We start from the raw sequence: 19,160 nt of genomic DNA, 5'->3' as shown, positions 1-19,160 counted from the left end.
CTAATCGAGGCTGATCGGCCCGAGTGCGTCAAGGACGTCACCCGGGCCCGGATTCGCGGCGGACGATGAACCGCCGAGGTGGTTCACCACGCCCCAGACCGCATTGAGCCCGGTCGTCACGGCACCCTCGGCCCAGCCCGCGGTGAACGAGATGTCGTCGCCGGCCAGGAAGATTCCACGCTGCGCCGCCGGCAGCTTGTCCTGCTTAAAGTGGGTGAAAAGCCGCTGCTGGTAGCGGTAGTGCCCAGGCAGGTTCGCCTTGAACGCGCCCATGAAGTTGGGGTCCGCTTCCCACGAAACGGTGATGGGCTGTCCCACGATGTGGCTGGCAATGTCGACGGTCGGGTAGATCTGTTCCAGCGAGTGCAGCATCAGCTCAACCCGCTGGTCCGCGTCGAGGGCGAGCCATTTCAGCGCGTCGTCGTTCCAGGTGTAGGACAGCAGGATCACGGCGGGCTTGTCCGGGCCGTTGTCCAGCAGATAGGTGGCGCGGTTCAGGCGGTCCGTCAGCGTCATGGACATGGCCTCGCGGCCGGTGGCGGGATCGATGTCCTTCCAGAACGGCCGGTCCACCATCACGAACGTCTTGGAGGACTGCATGTAGTGCGAGCGCTCGATCGCCGTCCACAGTTCAGCGGGGAACAGCGCCTCTTCGGTGTGGATGCGGGTGGACAGCAGCCACGACTGGCACGTGGTCACTACGGCGGGGTAGGCCGATTCGCGCCCCCACCGTTCGCGGATGCGGAGGTCGCCGTTCGCGTCGCGGCCGATCCGGTCCACGGCTCCCCGCGGGGAGCCGGAGTGGAGTGACGCCAGGGACGTCCCTTCCGGCCAGTGGGCCATGCCCGACGGCGTGTGGTGCCACAGTGCCTCGGGGAGGCGTTGCGCTCCCCCGGCAATGAGACGGTGCTGGTCGTCGGCGTCGGTATAGACGACGCGCAGGATTTCCAGGATGGAGTTGGGGAAGTCCGTGTCCCAGCCGCCTGTGCCGAAGCCCACCTGGCCGAAAGCCTCGCGGTGGGCGAAGCCAGCCTCCCGGAACGACTCACTCGCGGCAATGAAGCCGTAGAAGGTCTGCTCATCCAGCAGCGGCAGGAGCTCGTTCCAGAGTTCCTTGATCCGGGCCGTGTCGCGTGCCCGGATGGCCTCCTGCATCTCGCTGAATTTGGCGCCGTCGTTGACAGCAGCCTTCCATGCCTCGGCCACCTCCCGGAAGAACGGCGGCAGGTCGGCCGCGGTGCTTGCGTAGTGCTTCTGCCCGGCAAGTTCGATCACGGTGCTGGACGTGACGGGTGCCAGTGGGTTGGGGAAGTCCTGGGTTTCGAGGCCCAGCAGGTCCACGTAGTGATAGAACGCCTTGCCGGAGACGGGGAAGCGCATGCCGCCGAGGTCCGCCACAACGCCGGGGGCGGAGGGGAAGCCGGCAGTGCGCAGGCGGCCACCGATCTGGTCGGCCTCGTAGACCACCGGGCGCAGCCCCAGCTTCATGAGTTCGTAGGCGGTGACCAGTCCGGAGAGGCCGGCGCCGACCACAGCAACTTCAGTGCCGTAGAGCTCTGGCGGTACCGCCCCCAGCCCGTCCGGGTGGGCAAGGTAATGGTCGTAGCTGAACGGGAAGTCCGGATTCAGCATGGTGATGGGTGCCTGGGCCGGCCTGTCGGCGACGGCCGTCGCGGCGCCCGACGGGGCGAAGGTGGCCGTGCTGGACGGATCGGACGCCGGCAACTCGGTAGCGGTTGTCATGGAAGCTCTGCCTTCATGGTTTCAGGGTTTGACGGGGTGCTCGAAAGTTCGCGGCTGGACAATTCTTCGCGGCTGGACAATTCACGGTATTCCTCGTGAGTCAGGGAAGCCACCCTTGAATTCCGGCGGCCATAGCCGAAGTATGCCGCGAGGCCCACCAACATCCAGATGCCGAAGGTCATCCAGGTGTCCGCCCCGAGGTTCGCCATCAGGTACGCACACATGAGCGCTCCGAGGATGGGGGTGAGCGGAAACAGCGGGACCGTGAAGGTCCGCTTGAGTTCGGGCCGCACGCGGCGGAGGTAGATGACGGCAACGTTCACCAGCGCGAAGGCGAAAAGGGTGCCGATGCTCGTGGCGTCAGCCAGGGCGCCGAGCGGAACCAGGCCGGCGGTGACTGCCACGAGGATGCCCACGATCAGGGTGCCGGCAACCGGAGTGCCGGTCTTCGCGGAGACCCGGCCGAAGATCCTGGGAATGAGCCCGTCGCGGGCCATGGAGAGAAGAATGCGGGTCTGTCCGTATAGGACAGTCAGCACGATGCTGGCGATGGCAAGGACTGCGCCGACGGCGAAGACCAGGGCGATCCACGGCTGCCCGGTGGTTTCCTCAAGGATCTTGACCAGTGCGGCCTCGTTGCCGTCGAACCAGCCCCAGGGACGGGCGCCGACGGCGGCCACGGCAACCAGGACGTAGATGGTGGTGACGATCAGCATGGAGAGCATGATGGCCCGCGGCAGGTCCCGTTTGGGGTTGCGCGCTTCCTCACCGGCTGTAGATGCCGCATCGAAGCCGATGTAGGAGAAGAAGACGCTGGAAGCGGCGGCTGAGACACCGGCTGCGCCCATGGGCAGGAGCGGCTCGAAGTTGCCGGCGCTGAAGGCGGTGAAGGCCACTGCGCAGAAGAAGACCAGGATCCCCACCTTGACCACCACGATGGCGGTGTTAATCCAGGCGCTTTCCTTGGCGCCGCGTACCAGCAGGATCATGGCGAACAGCACGATGATCATCGCCGGGATGTTCACGACGCCGCCATCTCCGGGCGGCTGGGAAATTGCATCGGGCAGGATCTGGCCAAAGACCGCCAGGGACTCGTTCACGTACTGGCCGGCCCCAACTGCCACGGCCGCGACCGAGACGGCGTATTCGAGCACCAGGCACCAGCCACAGATCCAGGCCACGCCCTCGCCCAAAGTGGCGTAGCTGTAGGAATAGCTGGAGCCGGCCACGGGAACCAGCCCGGCCATTTCGGCGTAGGACACTGCGGACAGCAGTGCGGCGAGTCCGGCGATGGCGAAGGAGATCCAGATGGCCGGCCCGGCCACCGGAACCGATTCCCCCAGGATCACCAGGATGCCGGTTCCCAGGGTCGCGCCGACGCTGATCATGGTCAGCTGGAAAACACCGAAACTGCGGATCAGGCGGGTTCCGCCGTGGCCGGTTTCGGCTTCATTGACCATCTGTCCGATCGGTTTGCGGCGCAGCAGCTGCGCGGCCAAGCCGGGCCGGCCAGTCGGCGGTGCTGGCCGCGGCTCTGTGTAGGTGGGCACAGTCATCATTGACGTCCATTCGTGAGTAGTTGTCATTTCCCCTCGCCCCAGCTTAGGTCTGTGAGCCACCTCTCACGATTGTGCAAAATGACCTATAGTGTTCTGGCATGAGACGTAATGCACACGAGACCAGCACGCCTTCGGCGGTGCTTTCCGGCCGGGTCAGCGTTGATCTGGCCGCGATTTCCGACAATGTCCGCGCCCTCCGGGCACTCACTCCGGCACCGCATTTCATGGCGGTCGTGAAAGGCAATGCGTACGGCCACGGGCTTGTCGAGGTGGCACAGGCCGCCCTCGCTGCCGGTGCCGACTGGCTCGGGACGGCACAGCTCACCGAGGCTCTTGCGCTGCGCCGCGCGGGCATCACGGCGCCGGTTCTGTCCTGGCTGTACCTCGCCACAGCGTCCAGCGAGATCATTCGCGAAGCCCTGGAAAACGACGTCGACATGTCCTTGGGCAGCCGCGCCCAACTGGACGTTGTGGCCGGCATTGCCCGCACGCTCGGACGGCCGGCCGCGGTCCACCTTGAGCTGGACAGCGGGCTGAGCCGCGGCGGCGCCCGCGCGGAAGACTGGCCTGGCCTCGTGGCGGCCGCACGCACGGCCGAGCTCGAGGGGACGCTCACTGTCCGGGGCATCTGGACCCACCTGGCCTGGGCCGACGTGCCGGCCCATCCCGGGAACGCCGCAGCAGTCGAGGCCTTCGGGGAAGCGGTGCGGCAGGCCAGGGAAGGCGGCCTGGAACCGGAGCTGAGGCATGTGTCCAGCTCTGCCAACATTCTGGACCGCCCTGAGTTTGCCTTCGACATGGTGCGGGCCGGGCTGGCCATCTATGGCCTGGCGCCCGCCGACCATCTTGACCCCGCAGAGTTCGGGCTGCGTCCGGCCCTGACCGTCACGGCTCCCCTGGTGCTGGTGAAGAAGGTTCCGGCTGGCACCGGCGTGAGCTACGAACACCAGGCCATCACCCACGAGGCAAGGTATCTGGGGCTGATCCCCCTCGGCTATGCGGACGGTATCCCAAAAGGCATTTCGGGACGCAGCATTGTCCAGCTGGGCGGCAGGCGGGTGCCCGTGATCGGCAAGGTGTGCATGGACCAGTTCATGGTGGACCTCGGCCCGGAAGCCCGCGGAGTTTCCGTCGGCGACACCGCCGTGCTGTTCGGTGATCCGGACACCGGGGCGGCGAGCGCGGACGAATGGGGCTCGGCCATCGGCAGCCACGGCGACGAAATCATCAACCGGATCGCGCCCCGCCTGCCCAGGACCTATGACCTGCCAACGTCCTACGAGTGCCCCGACTACCAGGATCCCGAGGACGGTGCGCCGCATGTCGCCTGAGGCTGCCGCCGGAGGGATAACCAGAACTGCAACGGGAACGGGGACAGGCGCGGAGCCCCTGAGCGTCGTCACCTTGGAGGAGTTCCTGCACAAGCTCCCGCCGGAGTTGACCGTCCTTCACGACGGCGGCAACGGTTCCGGCCTGCTGCGCTGGGTGGAGCCCAGCGAGCTGGAGGACCCCACGCCGTACCTGCTCGACGGCGAGTTCCTCCTCACGGCGGGGCTCCCGTTCGTGGGTGAGGCAGGCAATGAGGCCCGGGTTGACGCCTATGTGCGGCGCCTGGTGGGAGCCGGCGTGGGAGCCCTGGGCTTCGGGCTGGAACCCTACTTCGATGCGGTGCCGGAAGCACTGGTCAAGGCCTGCGTCCGGCATAACCTGACACTGGTAGAGGTGCCAGGCACTGTGCCGTTCGCTGCCATCGGGCTGGAGTTTTCGCAGCTGCTCGAATCGGATAACGCCAAAGTCTTCCGGCAGCTGGCGGACACCAACCGGCAGCTGATGCGCGCAGTCCTTTCCGCGCGCCCCGAGCATGAGCTTCTGGCCGCCCTGGTCCAGCGCGTCCCGGTGTGGGCAGTGCTGGTCGGCGCGGACGGCAGGGTCCGCGCCCGGGCGGGCACCGGCGTCGAGCTTTCCGCCCTGCAGCAGATCCTCGAGCGGCTGCTCGGCGGCAGCGGTCCCCGCGTGGAAATGGATTCCTTCGACGTTCCCGGCTCTACCCTGGTGTTCGGTCATCCGCTGCGCAGCACGCGCGACGCCAACCTCGGCGCCCTGATTCTCGGAACGGACCAGCCGCTGACCCCATCGCAGAACAGCGTGGTCTCGTCCGCCGTCGGGCTGCTGGAACTGCTGGTCCGGCAGCGGACCAGCGGATCCCTCGCGCCGAGCCAGCTGGCCACGGCACTGCTGCTGCATCCGGACAGCCTGGTCAGCGGCGGAACCCGGCACGTCAATGGGCTCAGGGACCTGCTGGCCCAAAGCACCTCCTCCACCCGTTCAGCACCGCTGCGGGTGGTGCAGGGAATTAAGGCGGAGCAGGGCACGTGGCCCGCGGGCGACAGCCCCGTCAGGGAGTTGCTGCAGTGGCGGCGGCTGTTCGACACCAAACTCGTGGAGATCACGGACTACGGCTTCGCTGCAGTCACCCGGCTGAAGGTTGATGATGCACTCGTCAGCGAAGTCGAGAAGCTCGGCTGGCGCCTCGTCATCGGGGAGGCCACTGAACTGGCGGGCCTGGCCGGAGCATACCAGCGGGTGACGTCCCTGCGGTCGCGGGTCCGGAACACCGGCAAGAGTGCGAGGGTGGACGAAGTGTCATGGACCGTGGCCGGTCTCCTCGGCCGCGAGGCCGGCACCATGCTGGCGGGCCGGCTGCTGGAGCCGCTGCTGAACCAGGAACCGGAGCGCCGGGACGCGCAGCTGGCTGTCCTGCGCTCGTGGCTGGGCGAAAACGGGAGCTGGGACGCCACTGCCAAGGTACTGGGGCTGCACCGCAACAGCGTCCGGCGTCAGATCAATGCCGTGGCGGAGCTGCTGGACACCGATCTCAACCAGGCGCAAGTGCGGGCGGAGCTGTGGATCGCCCTGCAGTACGTGGACGAGCTGCTATCGGCCGGCGGCGCTGCGGGCTGATGCCTGTCCTCCTGGAGCGGCTAATCCCGGCGCAGGCTGTCTTCCCAGGCACGGTAGACAGCGGGACGGCGCTCGGCAAGGTACGGCACGGCGTCCCTCGCGTCCCTGGCCGCCTCCGCGCTCACTTCGGCGAACAGCAGTTCCGCACCCGTCCCCGCGGCGGCCAGCAGCGAACCGTCCGGAGCGGCAATGACGCTGCCGCCAAGGAACTCGCAGCCGTCCTCCGAACCAGAGTGGTTGGCGTAGGCGACAGTCAGTTGGCTTTCCAGCGCCCGTGCACGCAGCAGGATCTGGGGCACCTCCTCGAACCCGTGCGCGAGAGCCGTGGGAACCAGGAGCAGCTCGGCGCCGCGGGCGGCGGCGGCCCGTGCCGTCTCGGGGAATTCCACGTCATAGCAGATAGCCAGTGACGTCCTGATTCCATCCAGATTCACGACCGCGGGGGCTGCTTCGGCGGGGCTGAACGCCTTGCGCTCCTCCGGCCCGAAGAGGTGGACCTTGGAGTAGCTGAGCAGTTCCTCCCCCCGGCTACTGACGAGAACGGCCGATATCTGCCATTGCCCATTGGCCGTAACGGCGGGCAGGCTGTAGACGACGGCAATGTTGTGCCGGCGTGCGATTTCAGCCATCCTCCGGTGGACCGCAGGAAGACGGGCAGGGTCGAGTTCGGTGCGGACCCGCAGCGGCGCATAGCCCACGGGAAACAGCTCGGGAGTCAGCAACACGCCCGCGCCCCCTGCCGCGGCATCGCGTGCCGCCTCATCAACCGCATGGCAGTTGCGGTCAACATCCAAAACAGTGGAGTTTGCCTGCATCAGCGCCAGCAACACCATGATCACCTCAAGAATCTTTGTGAACGTCCGTCAGAATCGGAGCGTCTTCCTCCTCAGCGTAGCCCCGGTTCCGGCCTCTATACGGTGCCATTTGCACCGGTACAGCCCATTCGCAGGACGTATTGTCCACTGCAAAAGATTTATTGGAAAGCCCGTCCTTGCGTTAACTTATTGACTACAAGGCGCCGATGGTGCACGCTTCTAAGCATGCCCTCAACATCGCGCTCGACGAGGAGCCGAACCAAAAACCCGGGGTCGCAGTCCGCTCTCCGGCACCTGAACCAGCAGCGGATCATCGAATGCCTGCTCAACGGCCCATCCACCCAGGCGGAGCTCGCCCGGCAAACGGGTCTGTCCACCGCCACGGTGTCCAACATCGTCAAGATCATGCAGGATTCGGGGCTGGCATCGACCGAGCCGATTACCAGTTCCGGACGGCGGGCCCTCAACGTCCGGCTGAACAGCAACGGCGCCGTGGCCGTGGGCATCGACTTTGGCCGTCGGCATCTGCGCGTGGTGCTGGCGTCGCTGAGCTACCACATCATTGCGGAGGAATCAGTCCTGCTCCCGCTGGGGCACCACGCGGAGCAGGGCATCCAGGAAGCCGTCGCACTGCTTGCCAAGCTGCTGGAGGACAGCGGTGTGGAGCGCAGCGCGATAGTGGGCGCCGGCGTCGGAATCCCAGGTCCCATCGACCGGCGAACCGGCACAGTGGCGCAGGGCGCCATCTTGCCCGAGTGGGTTGGCATCAACATCCTGCAGCATCTCGAAAGCACACTGCAGTTCCCTGTTTTTATTGACAATGACGCGAATCTCGGCGCACTGTCAGAGGTTACCTGGGGTCCGCACAGCGGGGTCAGCAACCTCATGTTCATGAAGATCGGTTCCGGCATCGGCGCCGGCCTCATTCTCAACGGCGCCCCCTACTACGGCAGCGTGGGCATCACTGGCGAAATCGGCCACGCCACCATCCACGAACACGGACTGATCTGCAGGTGCGGCAACAGGGGCTGCCTCGAGACAATCGCATCCACCACCACCATGATCGAGCTGCTGAGCCGGGGCGAGGACATGCCACTGACGCCGGAGGACATTGTCCGGAAGGCGCAGGCAAGGGACTCCGCGACCCTTCGCGTGGTGGATGACGCAGGCCTGGCGGTGGGGCGCGCCCTGGGCAACGTCGCCAACCTGATCAACCCGGAAGTCATCGTGATCGGCGGCCCACTGGCCGGCCTTGGCCCGCTCCTGCTCGACCCCATCCGGAGGGGCCTGGTGCGGCACGCCGTCCCCGTCATCGGGGAAACCACCACCCTGACAATGTCCTCCCTGGGCGACCGCGCGGAGGCTCTGGGGGCTGCAGCCCTGGTCTTCCAACACTCCGGAATCCGGCGTTCCTAATGTTTTCGTTACCCGCCCGTTGCGTTAAAGACTTGACGACAATGGCTGTGATCCAGTTTACTTTTTCATCAGACGGCCCTGCGGTTTGCAGGGCAGACAACGAAGTCAGCATTGGAGGCGTAAGGGCAAATGACGTCCATCAACACGCAAAGCGAACCCGTAATCCTCGAAATGCGCTCCATCACCAAGGAATTCCCTGGCGTTAAAGCATTGGCCGATGTGAATCTGAGGGTGAAGGCCGGGGAGATCCACGCGATCTGCGGGGAGAACGGCGCCGGCAAGTCGACGCTGATGAAGGTCCTCTCGGGTGTGTACCCGTATGGCACGTACACCGGCGACGTCGTCTACCAGTCCCAGGTCCAGCAATTCAAGGACATCCGGGCCAGCGAGCACGCAGGAATTGTGATCATCCACCAGGAGCTCGCCCTGATCCCGGAGCTCTCCATCACGGAGAACATCTTCCTGGGCAACGAGCCGGTCAAGCGCGGCGTCATCGACTGGGCCGAGGCCCGTACCCGGACCCGCGAACTGCTCGCCAGGGTGGGGCTGCGCGAAGACCCGGACACCCCCATCAAGGAAATCGGTGTCGGCAAGCAGCAGCTCGTGGAGATCGCCAAGGCGCTGAACAAGTCGGTGAAGCTCCTCATCCTGGACGAGCCCACCGCGGCGCTGAACGAATCCGACTCCCAGCACCTCCTGGACCTGATACTCGGCCTGAAGGGCCGCGGCATCACGTCCATCATCATTTCCCACAAGCTCAACGAGATCGAGCAGATCGCGGACTCCATCACCATCATCCGTGACGGCAAATCCATCGAGACGCTCGACGTGAAGGCCGACGGCGTTGACGAGGACCGGATCATTAAGGGCATGGTGGGCCGTACGCTCGAGTCGCGCTTCCCGCACCACGAACCCAAAATCGGCGATGTTCTTTTCGAGGTCAAGAACTGGACCGTCGGGCACCCCCAGGTCCAGGACCGGCTGGTCTGCAAGGGCTCCAGCTTCTTCGTCCGCCGCGGCGAAATCGTGGGCTTCGCCGGGCTAATGGGAGCTGGCCGCACCGAATTGGCCCGCTCTGTGTTCGGCCGCTCCTACGGCCGGTACATCACCGGCAGCATCTACAAGGACGGCAAGGAACTCCACCTCAAGAACGTCAAACAGGCAATCGACGCCGGCCTCGGCTACGTCACGGAGGACCGGAAGTCCCTGGGCCTGAACCTCCTGGATGACATCAAGACCACCACTGTCTCGGCGGCGCTGAACAAGATCAGCAGGCATTTCGTCGTGGATTCCAACAAGGAATTCACGGTGGCTGAGCAGTACCGCAAGTCCCTGCGCACCAAGACGCCGTCCGTGGAGGAAGGCGTGGCCAAGCTCTCCGGCGGCAATCAGCAGAAGGTCGTCCTGGCCAAGTGGATGTTCACGGACCCCGACCTGCTGATCCTGGACGAGCCCACCCGCGGCATCGACGTCGGGGCCAAGTACGAGATCTACGGCATCATCCAGCAACTGGCCAACCAGGGCAGGGGGGTCATCGTCATCTCCTCCGAACTGCCTGAACTGCTGGGCCTCTCCGACCGTATCTACACCATCTTCGAAGGCGCCATCACAGGTGTCCTGAATAAAGACGAGGCCAGTCAGGAAAGCCTGATGAAACTGATGACCTCTGCCCGCAAAGCCGCCGCCTGACCCTCTGGAATCCTCCAGAACCTTCCAGAACAAGGACTGACACAATGAACGCGCTCAAGAAGCTCTTTGGCGGCAACACCCGTCAATTCGGCATGATCTTCGCCCTCGTTGCACTGATCATCTTCTTCCAATTCGCTACGGACGGCCGCACGCTCACTCCGGGCAACGTCATCAACCTCTTCAACGGCAACTCCTACATCCTCATCCTGGCCATCGGCATGGTGCTGGTCATCATCGCCGGCCACATCGACCTGTCGGTCGGCTCCGTGGCGGCCTTCGTCGGCGTCACCGTTGCCCTGGCCATCCGGGACTGGGGAATACCCTGGTACGCGGGCATTCTGCTCGGCCTTGGCCTGGGAGTCCTGATCGGCGCCTGGCAAGGGTTCTGGACGGCCTACGTGGGGATACCCGCGTTCATCGTGACGCTTGCCGGCATGCTCCTGTTCCGCGGTTTCAACCAGTTCGTCGGCAAATCCAACACCATCCCCGTCCCCGGCGACTTCCAGTACATCGGCTCCGGCTATCTTCCGGAGGTTGGTCCGAACACCGGCTTCAACAACCTGACCCTGCTGCTAGGCCTGCTGGGCGTCGCGTTTGTGGTCTTCAGCGAGCTCCGAGCCCGGCGCACCGCCAAGGCGCTCGGCGCAGAGGTCCCCGAGGCGTGGGTGGCCGTTACCAAACTCGTGCTGATCTGCGGTGCCATCCTGTACGCGACGTACCTGTTCGCCACGGGCCGTCCGGGAACTTCCTTCCCGATCCCCGGCCTCATCCTGGCCGTCCTGGTCCTGGTCTACGGCTTCATCTCCTCCAAGACGGTCGTCGGCCGCCACGTCTACGCAGTGGGCGGCAACCGGCACGCAGCAGAGCTCTCCGGCGTCCAGTCCAAGAAGGTCAACTTCCTGGTCATGATGAACATGTCCGTCCTGGCCGGCCTCGCCGGCATGATCTTCGTCGGCCGCTCCACGGCCTCCGGCCCGTTCGACGGCGTGGGCTGGGAACTGGACGCAATCGCGGCGGTGTTCATCGGCGGCGCCGCGGTGACCGGCGGCGTGGGCACCGTGATCGGCTCCATCGTCGGCGGCCTCGTGATGGCCGTGCTGAACAACGGCCTGCAGCTCCTCGGCGTCGGCGCCGACCTCACCCAAATCATCAAGGGCCTGGTCCTGCTGATCGCCGTGGCGTTCGATGTCTACAACAAGAGCCAGGGCAAGAGGTCCATCATCGGCATGCTGACCCAGAACTTCAACCGCCCCAGCGGAGGCACGCCGCTCCAGCCTGACGAAGTGACTTCCACCAAAGAAACCATCGCCCGGGAAGCCTGAGCGCTGACCGCTCCCCGGATGCATTTCCCACCCCTATAGAAAGTGAACCAAGCAATGCGAATGATTGGTAAAGCAGGAAAGGCGGCAGCAATCGCTGCCATTGCGGCACTGGCGCTGACAGCCTGCGGCCGTTCTGAAACCGGCACGACGGGCGGTGGCACAGCAGGCGGCGAGGCGTTCCCCAAGGACTCCTCGATCGGCGTCGCGCTCCCGCAGAAGACCAGCGAAAACTGGGTCCTGGCGGAGAAACTGTTCAATGACGGGCTCAAGGAAGCCGGCTTCAAGCCGGACGTGCAGTTCGCCAACGCCGGCGTTTCGGAGCAGCAGAACCAGATCAGTGCCATGATCACCAAGGGCGCGAAGGTCCTCATCGTCGGCGCCATCGACGGCGCCCAGCTCGGCACCCAGCTGAAGCAGGCCAAGGACAACGGCGTGACGATCATCGCCTATGACCGTCTGCTGCTGAACACCAACGACGTCGACTACTACGTGGCCTACGACAACTTCAAGGTTGGTGAGCTCCAGGGCAAGGCACTCCTTGAGGGCATGCAGAAGAAGAAGCCGCAGGGCCCGTACAACATCGAGCTCTTCGCAGGTTCCCCTGACGACGCCAACGCGAAGGTCTTCTTCGACGGCGCCATGAGCGTCCTGAAGCCGAAGATCGACGACGGCACGCTCAAGGTGCTCTCCGGCCAGACCTCCTTCGAACAGGCCGTCACCCAGGCTTGGAAGTCTGAAAACGCCCAGCGCCGCGCTGACACCCTGCTGAGCGGCTCCTACGGCAGCGCCGCACTGGATGGCGTTCTCTCCCCGAACGATCTCCTGGCCCGCGCCATCCTGACCTCCGTCAAGGCCGCCGGCAAGCCCACGCCAGTCATCACCGGCCAGGACTCCGAGGTTGAGTCCGTCAAGTCCATCATGGCCGGCGAGCAGTACTCCACCATCAACAAGGACACGCGCAAACTCGTGGAGCACGCGATCACCATGGTCAAGGACATCCAGGCCGGCAAGAAGCCTGAGATCAACGACGACAAGTCCTACAACAACAAGGTCAAGACCGTCCCCGCCTACCTGCTGGAGCCAGTCATCGTGACCAAGGAAAACGTCAAGACGGCCTACGTAGACGATCCGGTACTCGGACCGATCACCAAGTAACGTCACCGACGCATCAATAGAAGAGCCCCGACTCCCCCGCAAGGGGAAGCCGGGGCTCTTCTGTCTGACCCGACCCTCCCTCACCTTTCGCACCTCCTGACCCGCCCCTCCCTCACCTTTCGCACGTCCTGCGCGAAATCCACCAACGCTCCCGCAGACCAGTGAGAGGATGGCGTCATGACGTCACCTATTGCCAAGCCGTGGCTCTTCAGCCAGTCCAACCAGGATCCCCGCGCCGCAACGGGCACTCTGCTGCGGTGGGGAGTTATCGCCACCGGGCGCATCGCCGAGCTGGTCTCCCGGGATCTTGCCCTGCTCGAAGACGCCGAGCTGTATGCGGTCAGTTCACGCCGTCAGGAAGCGGCAGACGCCTTCGCCTTCGAATTCGGCTTCACAGCGGCGTACGGTGACGACGGCGGGCAGCGCGGCTACCAGCGCCTTCTCGCGGATGATTCCGTCGACGTTGTGTACGTGGCCACCCCTCACGCCCAGCACCACCAGATGGTGCTGGCTGCCCTCAATGCCGGCAAACACGTATTGTGCGAAAAGGCTTTCACCATCAATGCCCGCGAGGCCGCCGAGCTGATCGACGTGGCCCGTGAGAAGGACCTGTTCCTGATGGAAGCCGTCTGGAGCCGCTTCCTCCCCAGCATGCAGCGGGCCTTTGAGGTAGCAGCGTCAGGCGAACTCGGCACCGTGCAGTGGGTCACCGCGGATCTTGGTTTCCCGGCCCCGTACTCCCCCACTGCACGGTTGTGGTCCGTCAAGGACGGCGGCGGGGCGCTGCTCGATCTGACCGTTTATCCGTTGCTCTGGGCCTTGGGAACCCTGGGATTCCCGCAGTCAGTCAGCGCCATGGGCACCCTCAATGACGATGGCGTCGATGCCCAGAACGCACTGACGTTGGGTTATCACCACGGAGCACAGGCACAGCTGACCTCCTCACTGCTGGCTTACGGTCCGAGGGCTGCCACTGTCGCTGGTAGCCTGGGCTATCTTCAGGCGCTCGGATCGATCAACAACCCCCGGCAGCTTGTCATCGGAATCGGACGCGAACCTCTGCGGACTGAGCATTTCGAACCTGCGGGCCTCGGCTACACCTATGAGCTTCGTGAGGTGACGCGATGCGTCCAGCAAGGCCTGACGGAGAGCCCGGTCATGCCGCTGGAGGATTCTCTGAACACCATGCGGCTTTTCGACGGCGTCCGGGCGCAGCTTGGCGTCAGCTACCCAAATGACACCCACTGATGGGGTGTAGCCGCTCCGGAAGGCATCCCTCAGGTGTTCTCCAACGGCTTTGTCGAATCGCAAGAATTATTCCCCCCGGGGTCTGGACTCTCACTTTGAATGAGGCCTACGCTGTAAAAGGTCGTCGAATTGTTCGCAAGCCGGGGGGTGTCGAGCATGGTCAGCACTGTACTGTCACGGTCTTTGTTGCGCCCGCTTCGCCCAGTGCTTATTGCCGGAGCGGCCGCCGTGGCCTGGCTCTCCTTTTCCGCTCCCGCCGCCGATGCAAGCACCCAGCAAGGAACGGACACTCTTCTTAGCGGGGTCTCGTCGACGGTTTCATCTGTGGCTAGCAGCGAAGCCAAGAGCGCGGGCAGCTCTCCCAGGATCCTGAAGACCGTTGACTCACTGGCCGCTGTACCCGCCGAAATCCCGTCGGCGGTCACGACTCCAGCTCGGGGCTCCGCGCCTGCACCGCCCGCCAGATCCACAGCGGCAGGCCCATCTCCTGCTCCTGCAGCGGCACCCGCCGTCTTGTCCCCTATTGTTGGCGGAATCGCTGCTCCGGTGGAGGCAGCCGCGGGTGCTCTGCCCTCTGCCGAAGTGATTCCACCTGACACCCTGACACGTGTGGCGTCTCCAGTGGTTGAACCGGCGGACGCCGCGGTGGGCCGCGTTGCGGGAGGCCTTGCAACAACCGTGGTGCAGCCTGGTACGGAGACGGCACCAGCATTGGACCAGCCCCTCGAAGCCGTTTCCGACGTTTTGGCCGCCACACCGTTTTTCACGACCCCCGCACTCACACCGGCTGCCGAGATCTTGAATGATCTCGGCCCGGCGCCGGTGACAACAGCCGTCCCGGCTGTCCCCTCCGCTCGGGCGACTGATTCCGTGGACACTGCCGCACCGTCCGTGGCAGTGATGGCAGCAAGCGCTGGCGGGATGCCGGCGGTTCTGTCCGCCATTGCCGGTGCGTCCTCTCGCCTTGGGGGCTGGGTCCTGCCCGCCACTATCCTCGGCGGCCCCCGAGGACCTTTCGACGGCGGCGCCCACTCGCCGGATGCTCCACTTCCCGCCCCGCCTTCTGGTTTGGGTTCAGGGGGTGGCCAGTCTGTCGGCGGGCCCTCGCAGTCCGCGGCATGGCTCTCCAGCCCATTAGAATACGTCCCGCCCGCTGGCGCTCTCCCTGTCACCGGACAACTGCAGCACGCCCCCTCGCCGGTAGCTTTCGACCCCGGCTCTTCTCCTGACTAATTGGGCCCTCTCTGCCGGTCATCGTGCAGAGACACGGCCAATATCGGGCTGTCTTCAGCGCCCGACAACAACTCTTCAGGAGAGATTAAAATGCACCAGAACATGCGCAGGGGCCTTGTAGGCACCCTCTTTGCCGGCGGGCTTTTGGCCCTCGGCGCTACCGCGGCTAACGCGGATACAACGGCCACCGCGGGCGTTACCGCGGCGTCCGAATCCGCATCTGCGGACCTCACTGCTTCGGCGTCGTTGGGCCTGCTGGGTGACCCAACGGCGTCGGATACTTCCGAGGTCGCGGCGGCTGCCGACGTAAACCTTGGAAACGCCACAGGCACCGGCACCACCGCCGACGCTGTCGTCGACGTCAACCTGGGCAACACCGGAACCACAACAGTCCCGACCGCGGATGCTGTCGTTGACGTCAACCTCGGCAACGCCACAGGAGCGGGTAGCACGACCGCGGATGCTGTCGTTGACGTCAACCTCGGCAACGCCACAGGCACCGGCACCGGCACCACCGCCGACGCCCTCGTCGACGTCAACCTCGGCAACACCGGAACCGGAACCACAACAGTCCCGACCGCGGATGCTGTCGTTGACGTTAACGCCACGGGAGCGGGTAGCACGACCGCGGATGCTCTCGTTGACGTCAACCTTGGAAACGCCATAGGCACCGGCACCACGACAGTCCCGAGCGCGGATGCTGTCGTTGACGTTAACCTCGGCAACGCCACGGGAGCCGGTAGCACGACCGCGGATGCTGTCGTTGACGTTAACCTCGGCAACGCCACGGGAGCCGGTAGCACGACCGCGGATGCTGTCGTTGACGTTAACCTCGGCAACGCCACAGGCACAGGCACCACCGCCGACGCCTTCGTCGACGTCAACCTCGGCAACACCGGCACCGGCACCACAACAGTCCCGACTGCGGATGCTGTCGTTGACGTCAACCTCGGCAACGCCACAGGCACCGGCACCGGCACCACCGCCGACGCCCTCGTCGACATCAACCTCGGCAACGCCACGGGAGCGGGTAGCACGACCGCGGATGCTCTCGTTGACGTCAACCTCGGCAACGCCACGGGAGCGGGTAGCACGACCGCGGATGCTCTCGTCGACATCAACCTCGGCAACACCGGAACCGGAACCACATCAGTCCCGACCGCGGATGCTCTCGTCGACATCAACCTCGGCAACACCGGAACCGGAACCACAACAGTCCCGACCGCGGATGCTCTCGTTGACGTCAACCTCGGCAACGCCACGGGGGCGGGTAGCACGACCGCGGATGCTCTCGTTGACGTCAACCTCGGCAACGCCACAGGCACCGGCACCACTGCCGACGCCCTCGTAGACGTCAACCTCGGCGACACCGGAACCGGCACCACAACAGTCCCGACCGCGGATGCTGTCGTTGGCGTTAACCTCGGCAACGCCACAGGCACCGGCACCACCGCCGACGCCCTCGTCGACGTCAACCTCGGCGAAACAGGTCTCCTGGGCACTGAAGGCGCGGACGCAGCCGGCGGAGCCGATGTCAGCCTCGGCACGGTGACGCCTTCTTCCCTTGATCTGGGTGTTGGCCTGGGCGTCAGCCTGGGTGCAGACACGGGCGCCACACCTCCCACCGACGGTTCCGGCACGGGATCTGATCCCACTGACGGACAGGGCACCGGCACCGACGGCACCGGTGGCACCGGCACTGATGGTGGCGGTACCGATGGCTCAGGAACCGGCACGGACACCGGCACCACCGGCGGAAGCGGAACGACAGACTCCGGAGATGCCGGAACCAGCGGCTCCGCGGCTGGAGGCTCTGCAACGGGTGGCTCCGCTGCGGGCACGGCCGCCGCTGGCTCCGGAATCGCCGTCGTGGCTGCAGGTTCCACGACAACGGACGCGTCCATCGCGGCCAGCAGCTCAGGTCAGGCAGCCGGCGCCCAGCAGTCCCTCGCCAACACCGGGGCGGACGGCGGCCTGATGCCACTCGCCGTGGCACTCCTCGCCATCGGAATGCTGATGCTCACCCGGAGGAAGAAGGCATAGCAGTAAAGATCATCGGCCCGTCTGACGGTCCGGGCTGAAACAACGGATCCATATCGGTGTCCGGCTTCAAAGGCTTTGTAACGGCCTGAAGCCGGACGGCCGATATGGTCGTGTCCGGGTATCTGCCTTTTCGAGGATCCCTATGCGGCGTCCGCAGTTCCGTGCGCGTATTACCCTTAACGGGACCCACTGCGGATAAGGACGGCAAAGTGTTGGAAGAATCCCCCAGCAGGGTGACGGCTGATGTACTGGATGGGCGCTACAGGCTCGCAGAAGTAATCGGCCGCGGCGGCATGTCATCGGTCTACACCGCCCGGGACGAAAACCTCGGCAGGGATGTGGCGCTGAAGCTCTTCGCCCCCCAAGCTGCGGACGCGGATGAGCTCAAACGGCAGGAAGCCGAAATCAAGCTCCTCGCCACCCTCAACCACCCGAGTCTCGTAACACTGTTCGACGCCGGCGTGGACACCCGAGTGCCTGACCAGCCGCGGCCGTTCCTCACCATGGAACTGGTGGAGGGCCAAGACCTTCGCGGCCGGCTGCGCCACAGCCGGGTTCCGCTCGAGGAGCTTGCTGTGATCGGCGCCGGAATCGCTGATGCTCTGGCGTATGTGCACGGGCTGGGAATCATCCACCGGGATATCAAGCCGGCAAATATCCTTCTCGTCCAGGTCCGCCCTGGAGAGCCGGTGCGGCCCAAACTGACAGATTTCGGCATCGCCAGAATCGTCGACAGCACTCGGCTTACGGCGACCGGAACCATGGTGGGGACTGCCGCGTACCTCAGCCCGGAGCAGGCCATGGGCTCGCCGCTCTCGCCGGCAACGGACATCTATTCCTTGGGTCTCGTGCTGCTGGAATGCATGAAGGGAACAGTCGAGTATCCCGGCACTGCCGTGGAATCGGCAGTGGCGAGGCTGCACCGCGCCCCCGTGCTTCCCGAGGATCTCCCCGAGGAGTGGAAGCACCTCCTGGCCTCAATGACGGCCATCGATCCACTGGAGAGGCCAAGTGCCGCCGACCTGGAGATCGCTCTGCGCCAGGCGCTGGTGTCACCGGAGTCAGTGCCCGGCGACGTGGCCGACGAACATACCCGGGTCCTCCCGGCCCTGCCGCCACGTCCGCCGTCGTCAGTTCTTTCGGATGGCTACGCAACCGCAGACCAGTTCGCCCATGGCGCCGCCCGGGCACCCTTGGAAAGCACCACCCTGTCAGAGGACGCTCCACAGCAGAACAGCCGCCCGGGCCAGGAGGGAAAGCCGCGCGGCCGCCGCGTTTGGCTGGCTTCCGCCGTCGCAGCGGCCGCGCTGCTGGCCAGCGCAACGGCGGTCACCTTAGCCGTCAGTTCCGCGAAAACGCCCGATGTCATCATCTACCCCACTGTGACTGGCACCTTGGGAGACCATCTCGTGGAGCTGCAGAAGAGCGTGGAACCCTGATCAGGCACGAACGGTTGCCCCCCCGGCCAGCCCGGCGGCTCCGCGCGTCAGCTGTCCTGGCCGCCGGCATGCTCGCCCTTGGCGCCACGGGCTGCGGTGGCACCGCGTCCGAGTTGGAGTCGGACGCCGCAGCGCAGCTTCAGCAGCGGGTGCTCGCCGTCACGAAGGCAGCGGCCGCGAACAATCCGGCCACCGCGCTCAAGTCGCTCAGCCAGCTGTCATCGGACCTCGACGCCGCCGCTGCCGCCGGTCATGTGTCATTCAAGCGCCACCGGAGCATCACGGTGGCGATTGACTCGGTAAAGGCCGATCTCGCAGCGGCGCAGGCAGCAGGGAAGGCGGCCGCCGAGGCGGCAGCGAAGGCAAGAGCTGCCGATGAACGGGCTCCGGCCATCGTGGTGCCGGCTCCCGCGCCCGCCCCCGCCTCCGGCGTCCGCGGAAACCCAGAGAAGGGCCACTGGGACGAGGACACCGACAATGACCACCGATCTCTCAAAGAGAAGGACTAGTCCCGCATCCTGATCCAGACCGTCTTAT

Annotated in this window: 13 protein-coding genes; 10 read left to right on the top strand and 3 right to left on the bottom strand. The window is 65.3% G+C overall.

Annotated features, from left to right (window positions below):
* Positions 1-1,743 (bottom strand): NAD(P)/FAD-dependent oxidoreductase, encoded by a 1,743-nt coding sequence (locus tag J7E80_RS05070; RefSeq protein WP_215050397.1) that lies wholly within the window; start codon positions 1,741-1,743, stop codon positions 1-3.
* The gene (locus J7E80_RS05065) at positions 1,740-3,299 is read right to left on the bottom strand and encodes an amino acid permease (RefSeq protein ID WP_215050703.1); all 1,560 of its coding nucleotides are present in this window, start codon (positions 3,297-3,299) and stop codon (positions 1,740-1,742) included. The genes J7E80_RS05070 and J7E80_RS05065 overlap by 4 nt, the downstream gene beginning before the upstream one ends.
* A gap of 101 nt (positions 3,300-3,400) precedes the next feature.
* Here J7E80_RS05065 and alr point away from each other — a divergent pair, with 101 nt between their 5' ends.
* On the top strand, positions 3,401-4,633 hold the full coding sequence (gene alr / locus J7E80_RS05060) for an alanine racemase (protein ID WP_215050396.1): 1,233 nt from the start codon (positions 3,401-3,403) through the stop codon (positions 4,631-4,633).
* Positions 4,623-6,263 carry a PucR family transcriptional regulator gene (locus J7E80_RS05055; protein WP_215050395.1) on the top strand — a complete coding sequence of 547 codons (1,641 nt, stop codon included), beginning with the start codon at positions 4,623-4,625 and terminating at the stop codon, positions 6,261-6,263. The genes alr and J7E80_RS05055 overlap by 11 nt, the downstream gene beginning before the upstream one ends.
* 20 nt (positions 6,264-6,283) lie before the next feature.
* On the opposite strand, the gene J7E80_RS05050 is transcribed toward J7E80_RS05055, so the two are convergent.
* Positions 6,284-7,096: a nitrilase-related carbon-nitrogen hydrolase gene (locus J7E80_RS05050; RefSeq protein ID WP_215050702.1), complete on the bottom strand. Its 813-nt coding sequence runs from the start codon at positions 7,094-7,096 to the stop codon at positions 6,284-6,286.
* A 207-nt stretch (positions 7,097-7,303) separates the two neighbouring features.
* Here J7E80_RS05050 and J7E80_RS05045 point away from each other — a divergent pair, with 207 nt between their 5' ends.
* The 8 genes from J7E80_RS05045 (at position 7,304) to J7E80_RS05010 (ending at position 19,132) form a co-directional block, all read left to right on the top strand.
* Positions 7,304-8,494 carry an ROK family transcriptional regulator gene (locus tag J7E80_RS05045; RefSeq protein ID WP_215050394.1) on the top strand — a complete coding sequence of 397 codons (1,191 nt, stop codon included), beginning with the start codon at positions 7,304-7,306 and terminating at the stop codon, positions 8,492-8,494.
* Positions 8,495-8,623: 129 nt separating this feature from the next.
* Positions 8,624-10,183 carry a multiple monosaccharide ABC transporter ATP-binding protein gene (gene mmsA, locus J7E80_RS05040; protein ID WP_215050393.1) on the top strand — a complete coding sequence of 520 codons (1,560 nt, stop codon included), beginning with the start codon at positions 8,624-8,626 and terminating at the stop codon, positions 10,181-10,183.
* Between the two features lie 44 nt (positions 10,184-10,227).
* Positions 10,228-11,505, top strand: a complete 1,278-nt coding sequence (gene mmsB, locus J7E80_RS05035; RefSeq protein ID WP_215050392.1) for a multiple monosaccharide ABC transporter permease — start codon at positions 10,228-10,230, stop codon at positions 11,503-11,505.
* A gap of 54 nt (positions 11,506-11,559) precedes the next feature.
* Positions 11,560-12,660, top strand: coding sequence for a sugar-binding protein (locus tag J7E80_RS05030; protein ID WP_215050391.1), 1,101 nt, complete (start codon positions 11,560-11,562; stop codon positions 12,658-12,660).
* Positions 12,661-12,837: 177 nt separating this feature from the next.
* Positions 12,838-13,908 carry a Gfo/Idh/MocA family protein gene (locus tag J7E80_RS05025; protein WP_215050390.1) on the top strand — a complete coding sequence of 357 codons (1,071 nt, stop codon included), beginning with the start codon at positions 12,838-12,840 and terminating at the stop codon, positions 13,906-13,908.
* A 1,323-nt stretch (positions 13,909-15,231) separates the two neighbouring features.
* Positions 15,232-17,184, top strand: a complete 1,953-nt coding sequence (locus J7E80_RS05020) for a hypothetical protein (protein WP_215050389.1) — start codon at positions 15,232-15,234, stop codon at positions 17,182-17,184.
* Positions 17,185-17,393: 209 nt separating this feature from the next.
* The gene (locus J7E80_RS05015) at positions 17,394-18,623 is read left to right on the top strand and encodes a serine/threonine-protein kinase (protein WP_215050388.1); all 1,230 of its coding nucleotides are present in this window, start codon (positions 17,394-17,396) and stop codon (positions 18,621-18,623) included.
* A gap of 14 nt (positions 18,624-18,637) precedes the next feature.
* Entirely contained in the window at positions 18,638-19,132 is a 495-nt protein-coding gene (locus J7E80_RS05010) for a mucin-associated surface protein (protein WP_251036478.1), read from the top strand.
* The last annotated feature ends 28 nt before the right edge of the window (positions 19,133-19,160 follow it).

The organism is Arthrobacter sp. ISL-28 (assembly GCF_018613875.1).
Taxonomy (GTDB): Bacteria; Actinomycetota; Actinomycetes; order Actinomycetales; family Micrococcaceae; genus Arthrobacter.
The sequence above is the reverse complement of the archived record's forward strand: the minus strand, read 5'-3'. Positions and strand labels throughout refer to the sequence as shown.